The 18,514-nt window shown below is 73.8% G+C and carries 23 protein-coding genes and 1 riboswitch; of the genes, 10 read left to right on the top strand and 13 right to left on the bottom strand.

The annotated features are described in order from the left end of the window. Nucleotides 1-100 precede the first annotated feature (100 nt). Complete coding sequence (locus ACNHYB_RS11085; RefSeq protein ID WP_418275404.1) at nucleotides 101-1,498, bottom strand: polysaccharide deacetylase family protein; 1,398 nt, start codon at nucleotides 1,496-1,498, stop codon at nucleotides 101-103. 166 nt (nucleotides 1,499-1,664) lie between these two features. Here ACNHYB_RS11085 and ACNHYB_RS11080 point away from each other — a divergent pair, with 166 nt between their 5' ends. Then, nucleotides 1,665-2,717, top strand: coding sequence for an alpha/beta hydrolase (locus ACNHYB_RS11080; RefSeq protein ID WP_418275403.1), 1,053 nt, complete (start codon nucleotides 1,665-1,667; stop codon nucleotides 2,715-2,717). Nucleotides 2,718-2,724: 7 nt separating this feature from the next. Here ACNHYB_RS11080 and ACNHYB_RS11075 read toward each other — a convergent pair whose 3' ends face one another. Continuing rightward, complete coding sequence (locus tag ACNHYB_RS11075) at nucleotides 2,725-3,420, bottom strand: GPR1/FUN34/YaaH family transporter (protein WP_418275402.1); 696 nt, start codon at nucleotides 3,418-3,420, stop codon at nucleotides 2,725-2,727. 96 nt (nucleotides 3,421-3,516) lie between these two features. On the opposite strand from ACNHYB_RS11075, the gene ACNHYB_RS11070 reads away from it, so the two are divergent. From ACNHYB_RS11070 to ACNHYB_RS11060, 3 genes are all read left to right on the top strand, one after another. Then, on the top strand, nucleotides 3,517-4,638 hold the full coding sequence (locus tag ACNHYB_RS11070; protein ID WP_418275401.1) for an RDD family protein: 1,122 nt from the start codon (nucleotides 3,517-3,519) through the stop codon (nucleotides 4,636-4,638). 107 nt (nucleotides 4,639-4,745) lie between these two features. Then, on the top strand, nucleotides 4,746-5,438 hold the full coding sequence (locus tag ACNHYB_RS11065) for a phosphatase PAP2 family protein (RefSeq protein ID WP_418275400.1): 693 nt from the start codon (nucleotides 4,746-4,748) through the stop codon (nucleotides 5,436-5,438). Further along, complete coding sequence (locus ACNHYB_RS11060) at nucleotides 5,435-6,151, top strand: phosphatase PAP2 family protein (protein WP_418275399.1); 717 nt, start codon at nucleotides 5,435-5,437, stop codon at nucleotides 6,149-6,151. The genes ACNHYB_RS11065 and ACNHYB_RS11060 overlap by 4 nt, the downstream gene beginning before the upstream one ends. Before the next feature lie 15 nt (nucleotides 6,152-6,166). On the opposite strand, the gene ACNHYB_RS11055 is transcribed toward ACNHYB_RS11060, so the two are convergent. Both ACNHYB_RS11055 and ACNHYB_RS11050 read right to left on the bottom strand, forming a co-directional pair. Beyond that, nucleotides 6,167-6,379, bottom strand: a complete 213-nt coding sequence (locus ACNHYB_RS11055) for a PspC domain-containing protein (protein ID WP_418275398.1) — start codon at nucleotides 6,377-6,379, stop codon at nucleotides 6,167-6,169. Nucleotides 6,380-6,496: 117 nt separating this feature from the next. Continuing rightward, entirely contained in the window at nucleotides 6,497-7,213 is a 717-nt protein-coding gene (locus tag ACNHYB_RS11050) for a DedA family protein (protein WP_418275397.1), read from the bottom strand. Nucleotides 7,214-7,384: 171 nt separating this feature from the next. Between ACNHYB_RS11050 and ACNHYB_RS11045 the strand changes: the two genes are divergently transcribed. The 4 genes from ACNHYB_RS11045 (at nucleotide 7,385) to ACNHYB_RS11030 (ending at nucleotide 9,257) form a co-directional block, all read left to right on the top strand. Then, a complete protein-coding gene (locus ACNHYB_RS11045; protein ID WP_418275396.1) occupies nucleotides 7,385-8,038 on the top strand; it encodes a GyrI-like domain-containing protein in 654 nt (217 codons plus the stop codon). Between the two features lie 114 nt (nucleotides 8,039-8,152). After that, nucleotides 8,153-8,219, top strand: a riboswitch (guanidine-III (ykkC-III) riboswitch). A gap of 16 nt (nucleotides 8,220-8,235) precedes the next feature. Then, a complete protein-coding gene (locus ACNHYB_RS11040; protein ID WP_418275395.1) occupies nucleotides 8,236-8,550 on the top strand; it encodes a DMT family transporter in 315 nt (104 codons plus the stop codon). A gap of 2 nt (nucleotides 8,551-8,552) precedes the next feature. Beyond that, a complete protein-coding gene (locus ACNHYB_RS11035) occupies nucleotides 8,553-8,927 on the top strand; it encodes a DMT family transporter (RefSeq protein ID WP_418275394.1) in 375 nt (124 codons plus the stop codon). Nucleotides 8,928-8,936: 9 nt separating this feature from the next. After that, entirely contained in the window at nucleotides 8,937-9,257 is a 321-nt protein-coding gene (locus ACNHYB_RS11030; RefSeq protein WP_418275393.1) for a DUF4235 domain-containing protein, read from the top strand. A gap of 33 nt (nucleotides 9,258-9,290) precedes the next feature. Here ACNHYB_RS11030 and ACNHYB_RS11025 read toward each other — a convergent pair whose 3' ends face one another. From ACNHYB_RS11025 to arfB, 3 genes are all read right to left on the bottom strand, one after another. Further along, nucleotides 9,291-9,551 carry a hypothetical protein gene (locus ACNHYB_RS11025; RefSeq protein WP_418275392.1) on the bottom strand — a complete coding sequence of 87 codons (261 nt, stop codon included), beginning with the start codon at nucleotides 9,549-9,551 and terminating at the stop codon, nucleotides 9,291-9,293. A gap of 79 nt (nucleotides 9,552-9,630) precedes the next feature. After that, nucleotides 9,631-10,554 (bottom strand): GNAT family N-acetyltransferase, encoded by a 924-nt coding sequence (locus ACNHYB_RS11020; protein ID WP_418275391.1) that lies wholly within the window; start codon nucleotides 10,552-10,554, stop codon nucleotides 9,631-9,633. An 89-nt stretch (nucleotides 10,555-10,643) separates the two neighbouring features. After that, nucleotides 10,644-11,090, bottom strand: a complete 447-nt coding sequence (gene arfB / locus ACNHYB_RS11015) for an alternative ribosome rescue aminoacyl-tRNA hydrolase ArfB (RefSeq protein WP_418275390.1) — start codon at nucleotides 11,088-11,090, stop codon at nucleotides 10,644-10,646. Nucleotides 11,091-11,319: 229 nt separating this feature from the next. On the opposite strand from arfB, the gene ACNHYB_RS11010 reads away from it, so the two are divergent. Continuing rightward, the gene (locus ACNHYB_RS11010; RefSeq protein WP_418275389.1) at nucleotides 11,320-11,580 is read left to right on the top strand and encodes a hypothetical protein; all 261 of its coding nucleotides are present in this window, start codon (nucleotides 11,320-11,322) and stop codon (nucleotides 11,578-11,580) included. Between the two features lie 76 nt (nucleotides 11,581-11,656). Continuing rightward, nucleotides 11,657-13,495 (top strand): glutamine--fructose-6-phosphate transaminase (isomerizing), encoded by a 1,839-nt coding sequence (gene glmS, locus ACNHYB_RS11005; RefSeq protein ID WP_418275388.1) that lies wholly within the window; start codon nucleotides 11,657-11,659, stop codon nucleotides 13,493-13,495. A gap of 23 nt (nucleotides 13,496-13,518) precedes the next feature. On the opposite strand, the gene ACNHYB_RS11000 is transcribed toward glmS, so the two are convergent. From ACNHYB_RS11000 to ACNHYB_RS10975, 6 genes are all read right to left on the bottom strand, one after another. Next, nucleotides 13,519-14,538: an NADP-dependent oxidoreductase gene (locus tag ACNHYB_RS11000; RefSeq protein ID WP_418275387.1), complete on the bottom strand. Its 1,020-nt coding sequence runs from the start codon at nucleotides 14,536-14,538 to the stop codon at nucleotides 13,519-13,521. Nucleotides 14,539-14,890: 352 nt separating this feature from the next. After that, nucleotides 14,891-15,274 (bottom strand): DUF1304 domain-containing protein, encoded by a 384-nt coding sequence (locus ACNHYB_RS10995; protein ID WP_418275386.1) that lies wholly within the window; start codon nucleotides 15,272-15,274, stop codon nucleotides 14,891-14,893. 80 nt (nucleotides 15,275-15,354) lie between these two features. After that, a complete protein-coding gene (locus tag ACNHYB_RS10990) occupies nucleotides 15,355-16,407 on the bottom strand; it encodes a sulfate/molybdate ABC transporter ATP-binding protein (protein ID WP_418275385.1) in 1,053 nt (350 codons plus the stop codon). After that, complete coding sequence (locus tag ACNHYB_RS10985; protein WP_418275384.1) at nucleotides 16,404-17,225, bottom strand: ABC transporter permease; 822 nt, start codon at nucleotides 17,223-17,225, stop codon at nucleotides 16,404-16,406. Before ACNHYB_RS10985 ends, ACNHYB_RS10990 begins: the two co-directional genes overlap by 4 nt. A gap of 20 nt (nucleotides 17,226-17,245) precedes the next feature. Next, the gene (modA, locus tag ACNHYB_RS10980; protein WP_418275383.1) at nucleotides 17,246-18,061 is read right to left on the bottom strand and encodes a molybdate ABC transporter substrate-binding protein; all 816 of its coding nucleotides are present in this window, start codon (nucleotides 18,059-18,061) and stop codon (nucleotides 17,246-17,248) included. Beyond that, on the bottom strand, nucleotides 18,058-18,462 hold the full coding sequence (locus tag ACNHYB_RS10975; protein WP_418275382.1) for a TOBE domain-containing protein: 405 nt from the start codon (nucleotides 18,460-18,462) through the stop codon (nucleotides 18,058-18,060). Before ACNHYB_RS10975 ends, modA begins: the two co-directional genes overlap by 4 nt. Nucleotides 18,463-18,514: the final 52 nt, after the last annotated feature.

The raw sequence follows: 18,514 nt of genomic DNA, 5'->3' as shown, positions 1-18,514 counted from the left end.
CGGGCATGGGCATCTGCGCGGCAGTCTGTGTTCAAAGCGGCAGCTGCGACTGCCGAAGAGATCGCAGAGTGCCGAGTAGATCAGGGACTGCCGCGTGCGCTCACCGGTCGACGAGCAGGTCGGCCGTGACCAGCACGTAGTCCTCCTCGCGCAGGTCACGGATGATCTTGCCGACGGCGTCCACGGTGGTCGGGTGGATGTCGTGCATCAGCACGATGCTGCCGTCGGTGACGCGGTCCATGACGTCGTCGTGGACCCGTTCGGCGTCCTTGGTGCGCCAGTCGTCGGAGTCGAGTGTCCACAGCATGACGTCGAGCCCGTTGCGGGTGGCGATGCCCCGGACCCGGTCGTCGACGTCGCCGTAGGGCGGGCGCAGCAGGAACGGCCGGAACCCGGTGGCGTCCGTGATCGCGTCGGTGGTGCTGCGCAGCTCGTCGCGGACGTCGGCGTCGTCGAGCGTCGTGAGCTGCGGGTGGTTCCACGAGTGGTTGGCCACCAGGTGCCCGGCCTCGACGACGTCGCGTGCGATCCCGGGGTTCTTCTCCACGTTGCTGCCCACCATGAAGAACGTCGCCGGTGCGTCGCGACGGTCCAGGATCTTCAGCAGCCGTTCGGTGTCGGCGACGGGGCCGTCGTCGAACGTCAGGGCGACGCACCTGTCCACCGAGCAGTCGACGCCGTCCGCCTTCGCGGCCGCCTGACGGGCCGTGACGATCCGGTCCAGGCGATCCGTCCACAGGGCGTCGGTGGCGTCCAGCAGGGACTGCGGCAGCGGTCCGGCCTCGTCGGGGTCGACGGCGTCCACCCCGGCGTCGAGGATCGCCTCCGCCCGCTCGGCCGCGGCACGCAGGGAGTCGCGTGCGGCGGCGTCGACGTCCTCGCCCTCCAGGTCGGTCAGCGCGTCGCGCGCCGCGGCGACGGCGGGCTCCAGCGCGTCGTAGGCCCACTGCCTGCGGGCTTCGACGACGGCGTCCGTCGCCTCGACGACGTCGGCGGCCGCGGCGTCCAGGTCGGCCGGAGCCGGGTCGGACGCCTCCACGAGCTCCACCTCGACGGCGGGCAGCGTCTCGGAGCGCAGCGGGTTCGGGCGGCTCACGGCCGCGACGGTGGACGTCGTCGCCGGATAGGAGACGGGCGCGTCCCGCAGGGCCTCGGCGTGTTCCAGGGCCTCCGCGAGAGTCTGCCGGACGGCGTCGTCGGCGACCTGCCCGTCGCTCTCGTCGAGCACCGGGGTGCCGGCCTCGACCGCGGTCGCCAGGTCGTCGTGGCTGGCGGTGTACGCCTCCTCCGCCTCGGCACGCGAGCCCTGCGCCTGTTCGGCCTGGGCGGCGACGTCGGCCTCGTACCGCGCGACCGTGTCCTCCCACGCACGATGCTCCAGCACACCGGCGACGACGCCTCCCGCGACGAGCAGCACCACCAGCGCCCCGAGCCACCACCAGCCGCGGTGCCGACGACGTGGCGTCGGAGGTGCGGGGGTGCTCGGCGTGGTGCTCACCCTCCGATCCTGCGACGCCACGGGCGCTGTGGCGAACCGGCGGGCCGGCGGCGCACCGGCGGGCGCGGTGGTCGGGGGGCGCGGTGGTCGGGCGGCGCGGCGTGCGGGTGACGTCGCGCCCGGTGCGCAGGTGTGAGGATGGCCCGCAGCAGGCAAGGAGAGCACGATGAGCGACGCCGCGACCAGCCCCGACCCGACGAGCCCCGACCCGACGAGCCCCGACCCGACGAGCCCCGACTCGACGACGTCGCGCCCCGGGCCCAGCGGCTCGACCGCCCCGACCGCCCGGACGACGTGGGCGCTGCGCGTCGTGGCGGTCGCCGGTCCGGTGGTCGTGGCGTGGGTGTGCCTCACCGCGTGGGGCGCGGTGGTGCACGGCCATCCGCTCTACGCCGTCCTGCTCGCGCTCACGGTGGTGGGCTGCGGGCTCGGTCTGTGGTGCAGCACCCGCCCGCGGGCCGCGCGCTCGCGCCGGCGCCGGGTCGCCGGCGTCGCTCTGGTGGTCGTCGCGACCGGGTGGGTCGCGGCGATGGCGTGGCTGCGCCCGTTCACCGCGGTCGAACCGGCGCTGACCGCGATGACGTCGGACGCCGACGTGACCGTCACCGAGTCCGCCACGCGGATCGTGCTCGAACCGGTGGGCGACGCCGGCGGGACGGCGGTGTTCTTCCAGCCGGGTGCCAAGGTCGAGGCGCGGGCGTACGCCGCGGTCCTGCGCCCGCTGGCCGAGGCCGGGCACACCGTCGTCGTCGCCAAGCAACCCGTGGGCATCGCGTTCCTCGCGACCGGGGCGTTCGACGCCGCGCGGGACGCGTACCCGGGGCCGGAGCGCTGGGTGGTCGGCGGGCACTCCCTCGGCGGTGTGGTGGCCTCGTCCGAGGCGGACGACGCGGACTCCGAGGTGGTCGCGCCCGTGGTGGGGCTGCTGCTGTACGCGTCCTACCCGGCGGGCGACGTGTCCACCACCCTCACCGCGCAGGTGGAGTCGATCTCGGCCACGCAGGACGGGCTGTCCACGCCCGCGAAGATCGACGCCGCTCGTGCGGACCTCCCGGCGGGCACGGGGTACACGGTGATCGACGGGGCGGTGCACGCCTTCTTCGCCGACTACGGCCCGCAGCCCGGCGACGGCACGCCGACGATCACGCACGACGACGCCCGCCGGCAGATCTCGCAGGCCTCGGTGCGGTTCGTCGACGGCCTGGACGCGTCCGCGTAGGGGACGCTCAGAGCTGCTGGCGCACGCCGGCCGCGCGGGCGATGCCCGTGACCTGCTCCTCCATGTCGTCACGCAGGGGCTTGAGGCCGTCGCCGCGCCGCAGCACGGGCAGCTGCAGCGGGTGGTCCACCTCTTCGAGCACGAACCCGAGGGCGGCGTACAGGGCCAGCAGCGCGAGGACGACGCCGAGGATCCCGGCGGTGGTCTCCCAGCCGCCCGAGCCGGTGATCTCCGCGATCCCGGTGACGGCGAACCGCACGCCGGAGCCGACCATGACCACCGCGGCGAGGACCTTGCCGTGCGCGGCCGTCGCCGGGATCAGCAGGGCGATCCCGGCGGTGACCAGCAGCACGCCCAGGGCAGGGCTGGACGTGCCCGGCGGGGAGGTCAGCGTCGCGACGGCGAGCATGGCCCACACCCCGGACACGAGCGCCATCCCGGTGCCCGCGATGGGGTCGCGGGCACCGAACCCGACGATCGCCGCGAAGAGCTGCAGCGGCACGGTGAGGACGAGCACCGCCAGGGCGACGGTGGACTCCTCGGCGGTGCCGACGACGCCGAGCTGGAGGCTGCTGAAGCCCACCGTGCCCATCGCCAGCGCCATGAAGCCGAGCGGGAGCGGGTTGCCGGTCGGGCGCAGCACGATCCGTGTCAGCCGGAGCTGTTCGCTGCGGCCGGGACGGTCGTCGGATGAGGTGTCCATCCCGCCACACAACAGCACCGGCGCACGATCGACAACAGCGTTGCGGCGCCCTCGAGGTCCTGGACACCGCGGCGGTGCCGCTGGGAGCATCGGGCCATGACGACGAGCGCGGGCGCCGCCGGTCCACCCGCGTCGGACGTCACGCCGTCGCCCCCGACCTCGTCACGGCGCATGCCGTCCCCCTTCACCGAGGGACGTCCTCGGGCGTCGTGGTGGCTGCGGGTCCTGGCGGTGCTGCTGGACTCCGGGATCGTGGCGCTGGTCGTCTGGTGCGCCACCGGTGCCGGGAGCGGTCTGGCCACCCTGCCGCTGCTCGGCACGGACGGATCGGCGTTCTCCCAGGACGTGCAGCGGTGGACGGCCGGATCGCTCCTGGTGCTGGGGTTGCTGCAGGCGTACACCGGGATGACGCCGGGCAAGCGGGTCGCAGGGATCGCGGTCGTCGACGCCGGGTCCCACCGCCCGATCGGGCTGCTGGGGACGGTGCTGCGCTGGCTGGCCCACTTCCTCGACGCGGTGTTCATGATCGGCTACCTGCGTGCCGGCGTGCACCCCGAGGGCCGCACGTTCGCGGACTCGCTGCTCGGCACCGTCGTCGTGGGGTCCACGCGCCCGGAACCTCACCGGTGGGTCGCAGTCCTGCAGCGCACATCCCCGTCGGGCGCGCCCCGCCCCCGGTGGCCGCGCCGCCTCACGGGCGGCCTCGCGCTGGTGCTCTGCGCGGCCGGGGCGGCCGCCTGGCTCGTCCAGGGATCCGTGGGCGCGACGGGCGCCGTCGCCTCGACGTCGTGCCGCAGCACCGGACCGCTCGACGCGGACGCCGTCGTGGAGACGTGGGCGTCCGTGGAGCACCGGTCGCGCCTCGGCATCGAGCGCGAGACCGACCGGAGCTGGTCCGTGGCGGCCGGGTGGAGCACCGGCCAGGGACTGCCCGACGACGGCACCACGGCGGAGGACCTGGAGCCGACCGTGAAGGTGACCTCGCCCGACGGAACGGCGTACTCGTCGGTCGACGAGTACGGGTTCGACGCGGGCGGGTACTGGCTGTCGCGCGACATCCCGGACGCCGTCGGGACCGTCACGGGGCTGGACGTCCCGCAGGACCCCGAGGGCTGGACCGTCGAGGTGATGCTGACCGACGTCGACGGCGCCATCCTCGCCGAGTGCTCCGCACCCCTTCCCGCCGCCCCGGCGCCCGACCCCGGATCCGTCCCCTGATCTGCCGTCCCCTGATCTGCCGTCCACCGATCCGGTGACCCGTGGCGATCGCCACGAAACGCCGTCTCGCCGCGCGCCCGTGCCCGGCTCGCGCTAGCGTGCCGGAAATGTCCAGACGCCCGCCGCGCACCCCCAGCCGCACCCGAGCCCTCACCCGGGCCCTCGTGTGGGGCCTGGTCGGGTTCGTGCCGTTCCTGGTGCTGGCCTGGCTCGTGCGCACCAACACCGCCCTGCACGACGCCGACCAGCGCGTCGTCGAGTCCGCCACCGCCGTCACCCGGGCCCACCCGGGGCTGGAGACGTTCTTCCTCACGTGGTCGGCCGTCACCCAACCGGGCTTCGTCGTCCTCGCGGGGGCGCTGCTCGCCCTGTGGACGTGGCGCCGCCACGGCATGACCGCCCGCTCCCTGTGGGCCGTGGCCACGCTGCTGGTGTCCTGGGGGCTCACGCAGGTGGCGAAGCTCGCCGTCGGGCGCGTCCGCCCGCTCGTCGAGGACGGGTTCGTCGACGCCCCCGGCTACAGCTTCCCGTCCGGGCACGTGACGTCCGCGGCCACGGCCGCCGTCACGCTCACGATCCTGGTGTGGCCGCTGCTGGCCGCGCGCGGACGCGTGCTCGTCGTCGTCGCGGCCACGCTGTTCGTGCTGATCACCGCCGCCGACCGGATCTTCCTCGGCGTGCACTTCCCGACCGACGTCGTCGCCGGGATCCTGCTCGGGACGGTCGTCTCCACGGCGTCCTACCTGGGCTACCGCGGGTGGGACCCCACCACCGGCACCACTGAACCGGAGGCCCGATGAACACGTTCGTCCATCGCTACGAGATCGACCAGGACGCACCCACGGGCAAGCAGGCCCTGCGCGACCTCGCGGTGCGGGCGCTCGCCCCCGCGCTGGCGCTGTGGTGCCTGATCGTCGGGATCGGGTTCCTCATCGTCGAACCGCTGGGCGACCTGCCCGCCGGCGACGGCCTCGAGGGCTGGTTCGCCGACCACCGCACCCCCACGATGAACACCGTCACCGAGTGGGTCGGCCACCTGGGGATGACGGAGGTCGTCATCGGTTCGACGATCCTGACCGTGCTCTACCTGTGGTGGCGCACCCGGCAGTGGTGGTTCGCCGTCGTGCCTGCGATCGCCGTGTCCCTGCAGGCCCTGATCTTCCTCACGTCGTCGCTGGTGGTGGGGCGCGAACGCCCCGACGTGGAGAAGCTCGACGACGCCCCGCCCACGTCGAGCTTCCCCAGCGGGCACACCGGTGCCGCCACCGCCCTGTGGTTCACGCTCGCGATGCTCGCGCAGCGGATCGAGAACCGTGCCCTGCGGTCCGTGGTGACGGTGCTGTGCCTGCTCGTGCCGTTCGCGGTGGGCACCTCACGCCTCTACCGCGGCATGCACGGGCCGGCCGACGTCGTGGTGGGCATCTTCAACGGTGCCGTCTGCGTCGTGCTGGCCTGGGCCTACCTGCGCCGCGACACCCGCCAGGGCGTCGCCCGCCTGAAGCGCAAGGGCTGACACGCTGGGCCGGCGTCAGGCGAGAGCCCGGCGCTGGTCCGGCATGAGGATCCAGAGCACGACGTAGGCCAGGACCTGCGGGCCGGGGATCAGCACGGACAGCGCGGTCAGGACCCGCACGGTGGTGCGGCTCCAGCCGAGGTGGTCCGCGATCCCGGCGCACACGCCACCGATGACGCGGCCCTGGCTCGGACGGAGAAGCTTGCGGTGCTGGGTCGTGGTGCTCATGCCTCGAACCTAGGCACGGACGGGCCCGGCCGGTATCCGGCAGACCCCCGACCCGACCCTGGTCGTCCCCCGAAGAGGCCGCCGCCCGTCGGGGCCGGTCCTACCGGGCCGCCGTCCCTACTGTGCCGAGTCCTGGGCCGGGTCCTGCCGCAGCGGGCCCCGCCGGCGCTCGCGGCGCCGTCGTCGCAGACGGACGACGACGAACCACAGCACCAGCAGCGCGCACCCGACCAGCACGGCGTTCGACAGGATGCCGCTCCACTGCTCGAGCACGGGCTTGATCGCCGGACCGAACGCGAACCCGAGGCCGACCCAGATCGCGTTCCACACCCCGGATCCGAGGGTCGTGTACAGCGTGAACGACCAGAACGGCATCCGTTCGATGCCCGCAGGGATGGAGACGAAGCTGCGCACCAGCGGGACGCAGCGGCCCAGGAGCACGGCGACGCGTCCCCACCGGGTGAAGAACGCCTCGGCCTTGTCGAAGTCGTCGCCGTCCATGAGCGGGATGCGTTCCACGAGCGCACGGGTGCGGTCGCGGCCGAGCAGCCGTCCGAGGTACCACCAGAGCCACGCGCCGACGACGGCGCCGAGCGTCGCCGCGACGATCGCCCACCACGCGCTCATCCGGCCCTCGTAGGCGAGGAACCCGGCGGCGGGCAGCACGGCCTCCGACGGGATCGGCGGGATGAAGGTCTCCAGGAGCACCGCGATGCCGACGCCCACCTCGCCGAGCGACTCCATCAGGCTGAGCACCCAGCCGATGAACCCGTCGTACCCCTCCTGGGGATGGGTCTCGGTCGCCAGTGCTGCGGTGATGGCCGTGAAGGTCATGGGTCTCCGGTCTCGTCGGTCGGTTCAAGCATCACATGGGTGCGCCCGCGCCCGGCCGCCGCTTCGCTCGGCAGTTCGAGCTTCGTTCGGCAGTTCGAACTGCCGAACGAAGCTCGAACTGCCGAACGAGTTCACCCCGGTGGTGGCGGCCGCGACGGATAGCCTCGACCCATGGCCGCCGACGCCCACCCCAAGGTCGACCTCAAGACGCTGCACCGCGCGTCGTACACCGCCCCGCGCGGGCGGTTCGTGGAGGTCGACGTCCCCACCCTGACCTACCTCGCCGTCGACGGTGAGGGCGACCCGAACACCTCGCCCGCCTACACCACCGCGGTCGAGGCGCTGTTCGGGCTGTCGTACGCGGTGAAGTTCGCAGCCCGGGCGCGGCTCGGCCGGGACCACGTCGTCGCACCGCTGGAAGGGCTGTGGACGGCGGACGACCCCGGCACGTTCGTGCGGCGCGAGAAGGACGCCTGGCGGTGGACGATGCTGATCCTCCAGCCGGACTGGGTCGACGCCGACCTCGTCGACGACGTCGCCCGGCAGGTCCGCACCACCAAGGACCTGCCGGGGCTCGACCGGGTGGAACGCCGCACGCTCACCGAGGGGCGCTGCGTGCAGACGCTGCACGTCGGGTCGTACGACGACGAGGGGCCGGTCCTGGCCGAGCTGCACGAGGAGTACCTGCCGACCCACGGGCTGACCTTCGCCGGACCGCACCACGAGATCTACCTCGGCGACCCGCGACGCACCGCCCCGGAACGGCTGCGCACGGTGCTGCGCCAGCCGGTGCGACCCGCCCCCGGCTCTTCGTTCGGCAGCTAGCGCTTCGTTCGGCAGGTCGAACTGCCGAACGAAGCGCCAGCTGCCGAACGAGTCCCGTGCGGGAGGGTGAGGCATCTGACCTTCACCTGCGCCACGGCCGCAGGTACCGTGGACGTGGGACCCGGCAACAGGGTCCGCGGACGAGGGAGCAGTACCCGCACCACGACAAGACTGCCGCGAAAGAGGTGCGTCTCGTCATGGCGTGGACCGTCCTGATCGTCGCGGGAGTGCTGGAGGCCGTGTGGGCCGCCGCGCTGTCCGCCTCCGAGGGTTTCCGCAAGCCCCGCCCCACCCTGCTGTTCGCCGTCGCGCTCGCCGCGTCCATGACCGGACTGGCCTGGGCGATGACCGACCTCCCCACCGGCACCGCGTACGCCGTCTGGGTCGGCATCGGCGCCACCCTCACCGTCGTGTGGGGCTTCGTCACCGGTCAGGAGCGGGCCGACCGCGCGCGCGTCCTGCTGCTGGTGCTGCTGGTCGGCTCCGTCGTCGGCCTCAAGGTGGTGAGCTGACCGTGGCCTGGCTGATCCTGCTGCTCAGCGCCGTCTGCGAAGCCGTGTGGGCCACCGCGCTCGGCGCGTCCGAGGGACTGTCCGTCCTGACGCCGTCGATCGTCTTCCTGGTGGCGCTCGCCGCCAGCATGGCCGGCCTCGGCTGGGCCGTCCGCCGCATCCCGCTGGGCACGGCCTACGCCGTGTGGGTCGGCGTCGGCGCGGCCCTGACCGTCACGTACGCGATGGCGACCGGCGAGGAGCCCGTCTCGGCGGCCAAGGTCGTGTTCCTGCTGGGCATCGTCGGCGCCGTCGTCGGCCTCAAGCTGGTGCCGCACACCGCAGGATCTCGAGACCCGCAGGACTCTCGGGGCGCGCACGACGCCGGAACGGCCTAGCGTCGTGGCATGACCGAGTACGAGATGAGCGGTGGCCGCGTCCAGAAGTCCGGGGGCAAGGCCGCGAAGATCCTGTACCAGCCCGTCGGCATCGCGAGCTCGATCGTCGCCGGCGTCGTCGCCGGGCAGGTGTTCAAGCAGGTGTACAAGCGCGTCGCACCGGGGCACCCCGACGACGCCCCGACGCCGCTGCAGTCGGAGTACCGGCTGCGCGAGATCCTCCTGGCGTCCCTGATCCAGGGCGTCATCTTCTCGGTGACGAAGGCGCTCGTGCAGCGCGGCGGTGCCCGGGCGTTCGAGAAGATGACGGGGGACTGGCCGGGCGACTGACGACGCCCCGGCTCGCCTGGGCCTGGCGGCGGCTCAGCGCGCGAGGAGCTCGTAGAACGGCGTGGCCGCGCCGTCGTCGTCCCGGTACCGCAGCGCCAGGTTCGAGTCGTCGAGCACCGCGAACCACTCCGCCCACGACACCTCGCGGGCGGCGGCGCTGGGCGTTCCCTGCGCGAAGACCAGGGCGGGCACGGGCCGCCCGTCCAGGCCGTCCGCGTCGGACAGGGCAGGGACCCCCGAGCGGCTCTCGGCCCAGGTGCGGATCTTGTCGTGGTCGGACGTCGTGATGGACATCTGGTCAGTCCAGCACCGGCGGGCGGGGTCCGCCACCGGTGCCGGACCCCGCCCGCCGATGCAGCGCGCGACGTCGCGGTCAGGCGGGGGCGAGCACCATCTCGGCGGTGTCGCCCACGGGTCGGAACCCGAGCCGCAGGTACAGGGCGTTGGACACGGCGTTGTCCAGGTCGGTGGTGAGGCAGACCCGGGCGTCACGGTCGAGGAGCTCGCGGGCGACGTGCGCGGTGAGCGCTCCGGCGTAGCCGTGGCCGCGCTGGTCGGCGGGGGTGAACACGGGCCCGACGCGTGCGGTGCCCAGCGCCGGACCCTGGAACCCGACCATCGACACGGCTCGCCCGTCGACCTCCCACAGCCAGACCCGCCGGCCGTCGAGACGTGCGAGGACGTCCTGGGGGTGCACGGTCGGGTGCACGGTCGGGTGCGTCGTGCCGTCGTCGGGCCGCCCAGCCTGGCGGTCGGCCTCGGGGTGGAACACGTCGAGCCAGGAGACCACGAGGTCGAGGTCGTCCCGGTCGGCGGGCCGTGCCTGCCCGGCGGGGAGCGGCGCGGGCGGCACGAGGGTGTCGAGCTCGTAGAGCCTGGTGGGCCGGTCCAGGTGGGCGACGCGGCCGGTGCGCTCCGCGACGCGGCGCATGAAGACGTCGACGGCGGGGGTCGATCCGTTGGCGGCGTCGACGTGCTCGTCGTGGGCGAGCAGGTGGTCGGCGAGCGAGGTGGCGACGTCGTCGGCCATGGGCAGCACGTACATCGGGTAGGGCTCGAACGGCGCGGTCCGCATCGCGACGCCGACGACGGCGTCCGCCGGGTCGGTGGCGACGGCGAACCAGCACGGGTGGTCGGGGCGCGGTTCGCCGGCGGCGGCGCGGTCGACCCACTGCTGGGCGGTCGTCGTGACGACGGTGGCGAGGATCGGGTCGGCCCGCAGGGTGTCGCCGGCGAGGGCGAGGAAGGCGGCCGGGTCGTCGACGAGCTGCCAGGTGGGGGCGGCTGTTGTCGTCATGCGGGCAATGTAGCCGTCGCAGGCCCGTCGGTTCACCCGAATTCGGGCCGACGACGGCTCACCCGGGGTCGGCGGGGACGGGCGTCCCGTCAGTCGTCCCGCGAGGGTCGCGACGAGCGCCCGCGCTTCGTCGCCGACCGCTGCTTCTTGGCGCTCAGGCGCCGCTCCTGGGAACCGCGGGTGCGCTTCGTGGCACGCCGGGCCGGGCCGGGCGGGGCGACGGCGTCGGCCACGAGCACGGCCAGCCTCCGGGCCGCGGCGTCCCGGTTGCGCCGCTGCTCCCGGTGCTCCGAGGCCACGACCGTCACGACGCCGTCGACCAGCCGGGCGCCGAGGTGCCGGGTGATGCGGTGCCGCTGGACGTCGCTCAGCACGACGGAGCCCGCCACGTCCCAGGAGAGCTCGACGCGGGAGTCGGTCGTGTTCACGCCCTGACCGCCGGGTCCCGACGACCGGGAGAACCGTTCGGTCAGCTCGGCCCGCGGGATGGTCAGGGCGGGGCTGACGACGAGTCCGGGTCGGGCGGGGGAGGGCATGCGGCCAGCCTCTCACCGCGGGGTCGGGATCTGTGCGGCAGTTCGTGATCTACGCGGCAGTCCGGACTGCCGCGTAGATCACGAACTGCCGCACAGATCGAGCCCGGTGGGGCCGATCCCACCTGGCGGGTCGCCCTCCTCCGCCGTGCCACCCGCAGGCGCCCGGCCAGATCTGCCCGAATCCGGGCAAGGATTGGACGTTCGTGGTCGCCGGGCGCATGCTGGCGTGATGATCGACGCCGAGCTGGTCGCCCGCGTGGCCACGACGACGGGACTTCCGCCGTCCGAGGCCGCACGCGTGGTCCAGGACGTCCTGGCCTGGTACGCAGAACCGGTCGAGGACTACGTCCGGCGTCGCCACGCCTCGCTGCGCACGCACGGTGCGCGCAACGAGGAGATCTACGCGCAGATCGCCGCCGAGCTCCGCGACCGCGTGGTCGCGGCGCCCGCCCTGACAGAGCGGCAGGTCCGTCGCGTCATCTACGGCTGAGCACCGCTCGCCGTCCCGTCCGTCCCGAACCCCGGATCCTCAGAACCCCGGATCCTCAGAACCTCAGGAGCACCCCATGTGCGGCATCGTCGGCTACATCGGCCCCCAGCAGGCAGCGCCCGTCCTCGTCGAGGGCCTGTCCCGGCTGGAGTACCGCGGCTACGACTCCGCCGGCGTCGCCGTGCTCAACCCCCGCTCGACGGCGAACCCGTCCCGCGTCGTCCGCGCCAAGGGGCGCGTCCGCGACCTGGAGGCGGCACTGCCGGCGCGCCTGGCCGGCACCGCCGGCATCGGCCACACCCGCTGGGCCACCCACGGCGAGCCGAGCGAGCGCAACGCCCACCCGCACACGTCGGCCGACGGCCGCGTGCACGTCGTCCACAACGGGATCATCGACAACTTCGCGGCGCTGCGCTCCCGGCTCGCCGCCGACGGCACCGAGCTCACCTCCGACACCGACACCGAGGTGATCGCCCACCTGGTGGCGCGCGAGCTCGACGCCGGTCTCGACTTCGAGGACGCGGTGCGCGCCGCCGTCGCGCACGTGGACGGCACCTACGCGCTGGCCGTCCTCGACACCAGGACGCCGGACCGCCTCGTCGTGGCCCGCAACGGCAGCCCGCTGCTGATCGGCGTGGGCGACGGCGAGATGTTCGTCGCCTCGGACCCGGCGGCCATCGTGCGACACACCAGCCAGGTCGTGCTGCTCGACGACGGCGACTTCGCGTCCGTGACGGCTGACGGGTTCCGCAGCTTCACCGCGAACGAGGAGGACACGGCCCGCTCCGCGGTGACGATCGACCTCACCGTCGAGGAGCTGGAGCTCGGCGGGCACGCCCACTTCATGCACAAGGAGATCCACGAGCAGCCCGAGTCGGTGGAGCGCATGCTCACCGGCCGCCTCGACGAGCGGTTCGGCACGGCCAAGCTCGACGGGCTGAACCTCGACCCGCGCGCGCTGCGCAGCTTCCGCCGGGTCAAGATCCTCGGCTGCGGCTCCGCCTACTACGTGGGCCAGCTCGGCGCGTCCATGATCGAGGACCTCGCGCGCGTCCCCGCCGACGCCGAACCGGCGTCCGAGTTCCGCTACCGCAACCCGATCATCGAGCCGGACACCCTGTACGTCGTCGTCAGCCAGTCCGGGGAGACGGCGGACACGCTGTTCGCGGTCCGTGAGGTGCAGCGCAAGGGCGGCACCGTCGTCGGGCTCGTCAACGCGGTCGGGTCGTCCATCGCGCGGGAGGTCGACGGCGGCATCTACCTGCACGCGGGCCCCGAGGTCGCGGTCGCCTCCACCAAGGCCCTGACGCACATGGGGATCGGGTTCGCGCTGCTGGCGCTGGCGCTCGGACGCGTGCACGACCTGTCGCACGCCGACGGCAAACGCATCATCGCGGGCCTGCGCGCGATCCCCGGGCAGATCGCCGAGATCCTCGCTCAGGAGGGCGACCTCGCCACCGCCGCCAAGGAGCTGTCCGAGGCGCCGAGCCTGTTCTTCATCGGGCGGGTGCGTGGCTACCCGGTGGCCCGCGAGGGTGCGCAGAAGTTCAAGGAGATCACCTACCGGCACGCCGAGGCGTACCCGACGAGCGAGCTCAAGCACGGCCCCCTCGCGCTCATCAGCCCCGAGCTGCCGACCGTCGCGATCATCCCCGACGACGACCTGCTGGAGCGCAACATCACCGCTGCCCAGGAGATCCGCGCCCGCGGGGGTGCCGTCGTCGCGATCACGCACCCGGGCGTCGAGCTCGGCACGGCGGCCACGGCGCGCATCGAGGTGCCGCGCAACGAGGTCGAGCTCGACCCGATCCTGCTGACCATCCCCACCCAGCTCCTCGGCTACCACGCCGCCGTCGCGCTCGGCGAGGACGTCGACCGGCCGCGCAACCTCGCCAAGTCCGTCACCGTGGAGTGACGGCGCGGGCCTGATCCCGGCCGTCAGCTCGCGCTGGTGCGGACCACCATCTTGCCGACGTTGCCGCCGCGCATCATGTCGAGGAACGCTTGCGGGGCGTTCTCGATACCGTCGACGACCGTCTCGTCGTAGGCGATCTTCCCGGCGCCGAACCACTCGGTCATCCGCGCCCGGAACTCCCCGGCGAGGTGCGTGTAGCTCGGCAGGGTGAACCCCTGGAGCGTCAGCCCCCGGGTGACGGCGTTGGCGAGGTTGTCCGGCCCCGGCGTGCGCTCGGTGGCGTTGTACAGGGAGATGGCGCCGCACAGGGCGAGGCGCCCGCCGTCGTTCATGCGGTCGAGCGCTGCCTCCAGGTGGTCGCCGCCGACGTTGTCGAAGAACACGTCGACGCCGTCCGGTGTGAGGTCGCGCAGCTGGCGGCGCACGGGCGCGTCCTTGTAGTTGAGGGCGGCGTCGTAGCCGTACCGCGAGGTGAGGAGCTCGACCTTCTCCGCGGTGCCGGCCGAGCCGACGACCCGTGACGCGCCGAGCAGGCGGGCGATCTGCCCGACGGCGGTCCCGACGGCACCCGCCGCGCCGGAGACGAACACGGTGTCACCCTCGCGCAGGCCGGCGATGGCGGTGAGGCCGACGTAGGCCGTCATCCCCGTCATCCCGAGGATGCCGAGGTGCAGCGAGAGCGGAGCGCCGGGGATCTCGGGCACCACCTGGACGTTCCGGGCGTCGGTCTGGGCGACGTCGCGCCAGCCGAGCTGGTGCAGGACGGCCGCGCCGACGGGGACGTCGTCGGAGGCGGACTCCACGACCCGCCCGACGGCGGCACCCGTCATGGCCTCGTCGAGGCGGTACGGCGGCACGTAGCTCTTGACGTCGTTCATGCGGCCGCGCATGTACGGGTCGACGGAGACGAACTCGTTGGCGATGCGGACCTCGCCCGGGGCGAGGTCGCCGTAGGTCACCTGCACGGTGCGGAACGTGTCGGCGGTCGGCCAGCCGGTGGGTCGTTGGGCGAGCTGGATCTGGGTGGAGACGACGTCGGACACGGGTGCCCTCCTGGTGGGTGCGTGGCTGGTGGGTGCGTGGCTGGTGGGTGACCGGCTGGTGGGCGGGTCGCGGGGGGTTCTTCATCGACCCTCGCATCCGAGACGCCCCGAGGGCCAGCGGAAGGCGTCTCAGCGTGTGCGCCCGTTTCGGGCTCGCGCGCCCGGGTGGTGGTGTCGTGTTTCGCGGGGTGTCAGCGTTCCTGGATCCGTGACTGCTGGACGGGGCCGAATCACGTTCAGCACGAGTTTCGCGCTCAGCGTGATCGCGGCACGCCGAGGTGTCGGGAATCCGGGCAGACGCACACCGGCGAAAACAACACCGTGTTCCCTGGAGGGAGGGGCCCGGCAGGCCTCAGAGCAGCAGACCCACGCCGAGCGCGACGACGGCGAGCAGCGGGAGGGTGCCCTGGCGGACCGCTGCGCCGCGCTTGTCGGACGAGGAGAGCAGCAGGACCAGGGCGGCGGCCAGCATCGACCCCGTCCCGGCGAGCACCAGCGCCACCCCGACGTCCGGGGACCCGGCCGCGTGCACCACGATCCCGACGGCGCTGACCACGGCGAGGAACAGGTTGTAGAAGCCCTGGTTGAACGCCATCTCCCGGGTCGCGGCGGCCTCTTGCTCGGTGGTCCCGAACACGGATCGCGCGGTCGTCGTCCAGGCGACGGACTCGAGCCAGAAGATGTAGACGTGCAGCACGGCGGCGAGGCCTGCCAGCACGAGGCCGACGACGATCATGGTTCCCCCTGGCGTTCGTGGCGCGGCCGGTGCGACGCCCTCCTGCGAGCGTAGGTCGAGGCGGGCCTCCTGCCGGGGCGTCACGCCGGGTAGACGTCCACCTCCGCGGCCTTGACCGAGAACCACACGTCGACGCCGGGAGCGAGGCCGAGCTCGGCCGCCGCCTGCGGGGTGACGTCCGCGGCGACGTGGTCCCCGCGCACCCGCAGCAGGTCACCGTGCGGTTCCACCGTGCGGACCCTGCCGTGCAGCAGGTTGCGGGGCGAGCCGGGCACGGGTGCCAGGAACACGGCGACGGCGGCGGGCCGGAAGGTCGCCACCGCCGGGGCTCCCTCGGCGACCTCCGGGTCGCCGTGGCCGTGCACCACGTCCCCGGCGTCCGTGCGCACCCCGTCGCCCGTCCACACGCCTGTCAGCAGGTTCAGGCCTGCCAGCGACGCGGCGAACGCGCTGCGCGGCCGGGCCAGGACCTGCGCCGTCGGCCCCTGCTCGACGACGCGCCCGGCGTCCACGACCGCCACCCGGTCCGCGAGCAGCAGCGCGTCCAGGACGTCGTGCGTGGTGATCACCGCCGTCTGCTCCGCCAGCACGTGCCGCAGCGTCTGCCGCAGCGCGGGGGCGACGTCGACGTCGAGCGCCGCCATCGGTTCGTCGAGGAGCAGCAGCCGCGGACGGGCGGCCAGCGCGCGGGCGACCGCGACACGCTGCGCCTGCCCCCCGGACAGTGCCGTCGGACGGCGGCCCGCCAGGTCGGCGGCCCCCACCCGGGCGAGCCACTCGGCCGCGCGCGCCGCCGCGTCCCGCCGGCGCGCCCCCTGGGAGCGCGGGCCGAACGCCACGTTGTCCGCCACGGACAGGTGCGGGAACAGCAGCGGCTCCTGCGCGAGCAGCGCGACGTGCCGGTCGTGCGGGGCCACCCAGGTGCGGGCCCGCCCTCCCTCGACGTGCGCGAGCGTGCGCCCACCGAGACGGACGACGCCGTCGTCGGGACGCAGCGTGCCCGCCACGACACCCAGCGTCGTCGACTTGCCCGCCCCGTTCGGGCCCAGCAGCGCCACCGTCTCACCGTCCCCGACCTGCAGCGCCACGTCGAGACCCCGGGCCGCCAGGCGGGCGTCGACCTCGAGCGTCACCACGCACCCCCGCGCCGGTGCGCCCCCAGGATGACGACCACCGCGACCACCACGAGCAGCAGCGACAACGCCACCGCCGCGTCCGGGTCCGTCTCCCGCGCCAGGTAGATCTCCAGCGGCAGCGTCCGGGTCGTGCCCTGCAGGCTGCCCGCGAACGTGATCGTCGCACCGAACTCACCCAGCGCCCGCGCGAACGACAGCACCGCCCCCGACACCAGTCCCGGCCACACCAGCGGCAGCGTCACCCGGCGCAGGACCGTCGTCGGGCGCGCACCCAGCGAGGCCGCCACGACGTCGTAGCGCGACCCCGCCGTGCGCAGCGCACCTTCCAGGCTCACCACCAGGAACGGCAGCGCCACGAACGTCTGCGCGATCACCACCGCCGCCGTCGAGAACGCCACCTGGACGCCCGCGACCTCCAGGGTCTCGCCCAGGAGCCCGCGCCGCCCGAACGTCGACAGCAGCGCGATGCCACCCACCACCGGCGGCAGCACCAGCGGGACCAGCACCAACGGCCGCAGCCAGCGCAGCACCCGCACCGTCGACCGCGCCAGGACCAACGCCATCGGCACGCCCAGCACCAGACACGCCACCGTGCTCGCGGCGGCCGTGCGCAGGCTCAGGCCGAGGGCGACCCGCGCCGGCTCGCTCGTCACCAGCGACCACCAGTCGCCCCAGTCCACGCGCGTCGACAACGCGACCAGCGGCAGCAGGATCAGCAGCCCGCCCAGCGCCGCCGGGACGTACGCCCAGCCGGGCAGCCCGACCGCGACCTCCGGCGCCCCCCGACGATCTGCCCTGGGCGGCGCAACCGGCATCGCGGCAGGACGCGGCGCCCTCATGACGACGGCGGCGCGAAGCCCAGGCCGTCGAGCACCGCCTGGCCCTCGGGGGACAGGACCGCGTCGACGAACTGCCCGGCGAGGTCGGCGTGCTCGGCGTCGGCGACCGGCGCGATCGGGTAGGTGTTGACGGCGCTCGCGGCCTCGGGCACCTCGATCCCCTCGACGGCGTCGCCGGCGCGGGCCACGTCGGTGACGTACACGAGCCCGGCGTCCGCCTCGCCCGCGACGACCTTGCCGAGGACGTCGGTGACGCTCTGCTCCTCGCTGTCGGGGGCGAGCTCGACGCCGGCCGCCCGGGAGACCGTCGCCGCGGTCGCGCCGCAGGGCACGGCGGGAGCGCAGGTCACGAGCGTGAGGTCCGGATCGGCCAGGTCGGCCAGGGACGCGACCCCGGCGGGGTTGCCCGCCGGGACGGCGATGGTGAGCGTGTTGGTGGCGAAGTCCCGCGGGTCGCCCACCAGGGCGTCGGCGGTGAGCCTGGCCATGGTGGCGGTGTCGGCCGAGGCGAACACGTCGGCCGGTGCGCCCTGCTGGATCTGCGCCACGAGGTCCGACGAGCCCGCGAACGACAGCTGGACGTCCACGCCCTCGTGGGTGGCCTCGAAGTCAGCGGCGACCTGCTCGAACGCCTCGGTCAGCGACGCGGCGGCGAACACCGTCAGCGTGGTCGGGGCGTCGTCGCCGGACGTCCCGGCCCCAGCGTCCGCGGCGCTGCTCGCGCCGCCGTCGGACGACGAGCAGGCGGCCAGGGTGAGCGCCAGCCCGGCGGCGAGCACGACGGACGCGCGGGCTGCGGTGCGGCGGGTCACGCCGATCCGCCGGCGGTCTCGACGACGACGTTCGTGGACTTGATGACGGCCACGGCGACGGAGCCGCGCTCCAGCCCGAGGTCGCGCACCGCCTCCGCGCTCATGAGGGAGACCACGCGGAACGGGCCGCACTGCAGCTCGACCTGTGCCATCACGGCATCGACGGTGAGGTCGGTGACGATCCCGACGAACCGGTTGCGCGCGGAGCTCTTCATGCCTGGCGGCAGGCCGGGCGGCGTGGCGTGCTCGCGCGCGACCACGGCGACGTCGTACCCGTCGACGACCTTGCGGCCCGCGTCGTCGGTGGTCGCGGCCAGCAGACCGCGGTCGATCCAGCGGCGGACCGTGTCATCGCTGACGCCCAGGTAGACGGCAGCCTCGCTCACCCTCATCGTCGGCACGATCAGCACACTAACCCCGCATCTGCGGAGCGGACAAGCCGTGGTCGATCTC

Origin of the sequence: Isoptericola jiangsuensis (genome assembly GCF_048320105.1) — a bacterium.
Classification (GTDB): domain Bacteria; phylum Actinomycetota; class Actinomycetes; order Actinomycetales; family Cellulomonadaceae; genus Isoptericola; species Isoptericola jiangsuensis_A.
This window is presented reverse-complemented; position numbering and strand designations above follow the sequence as displayed.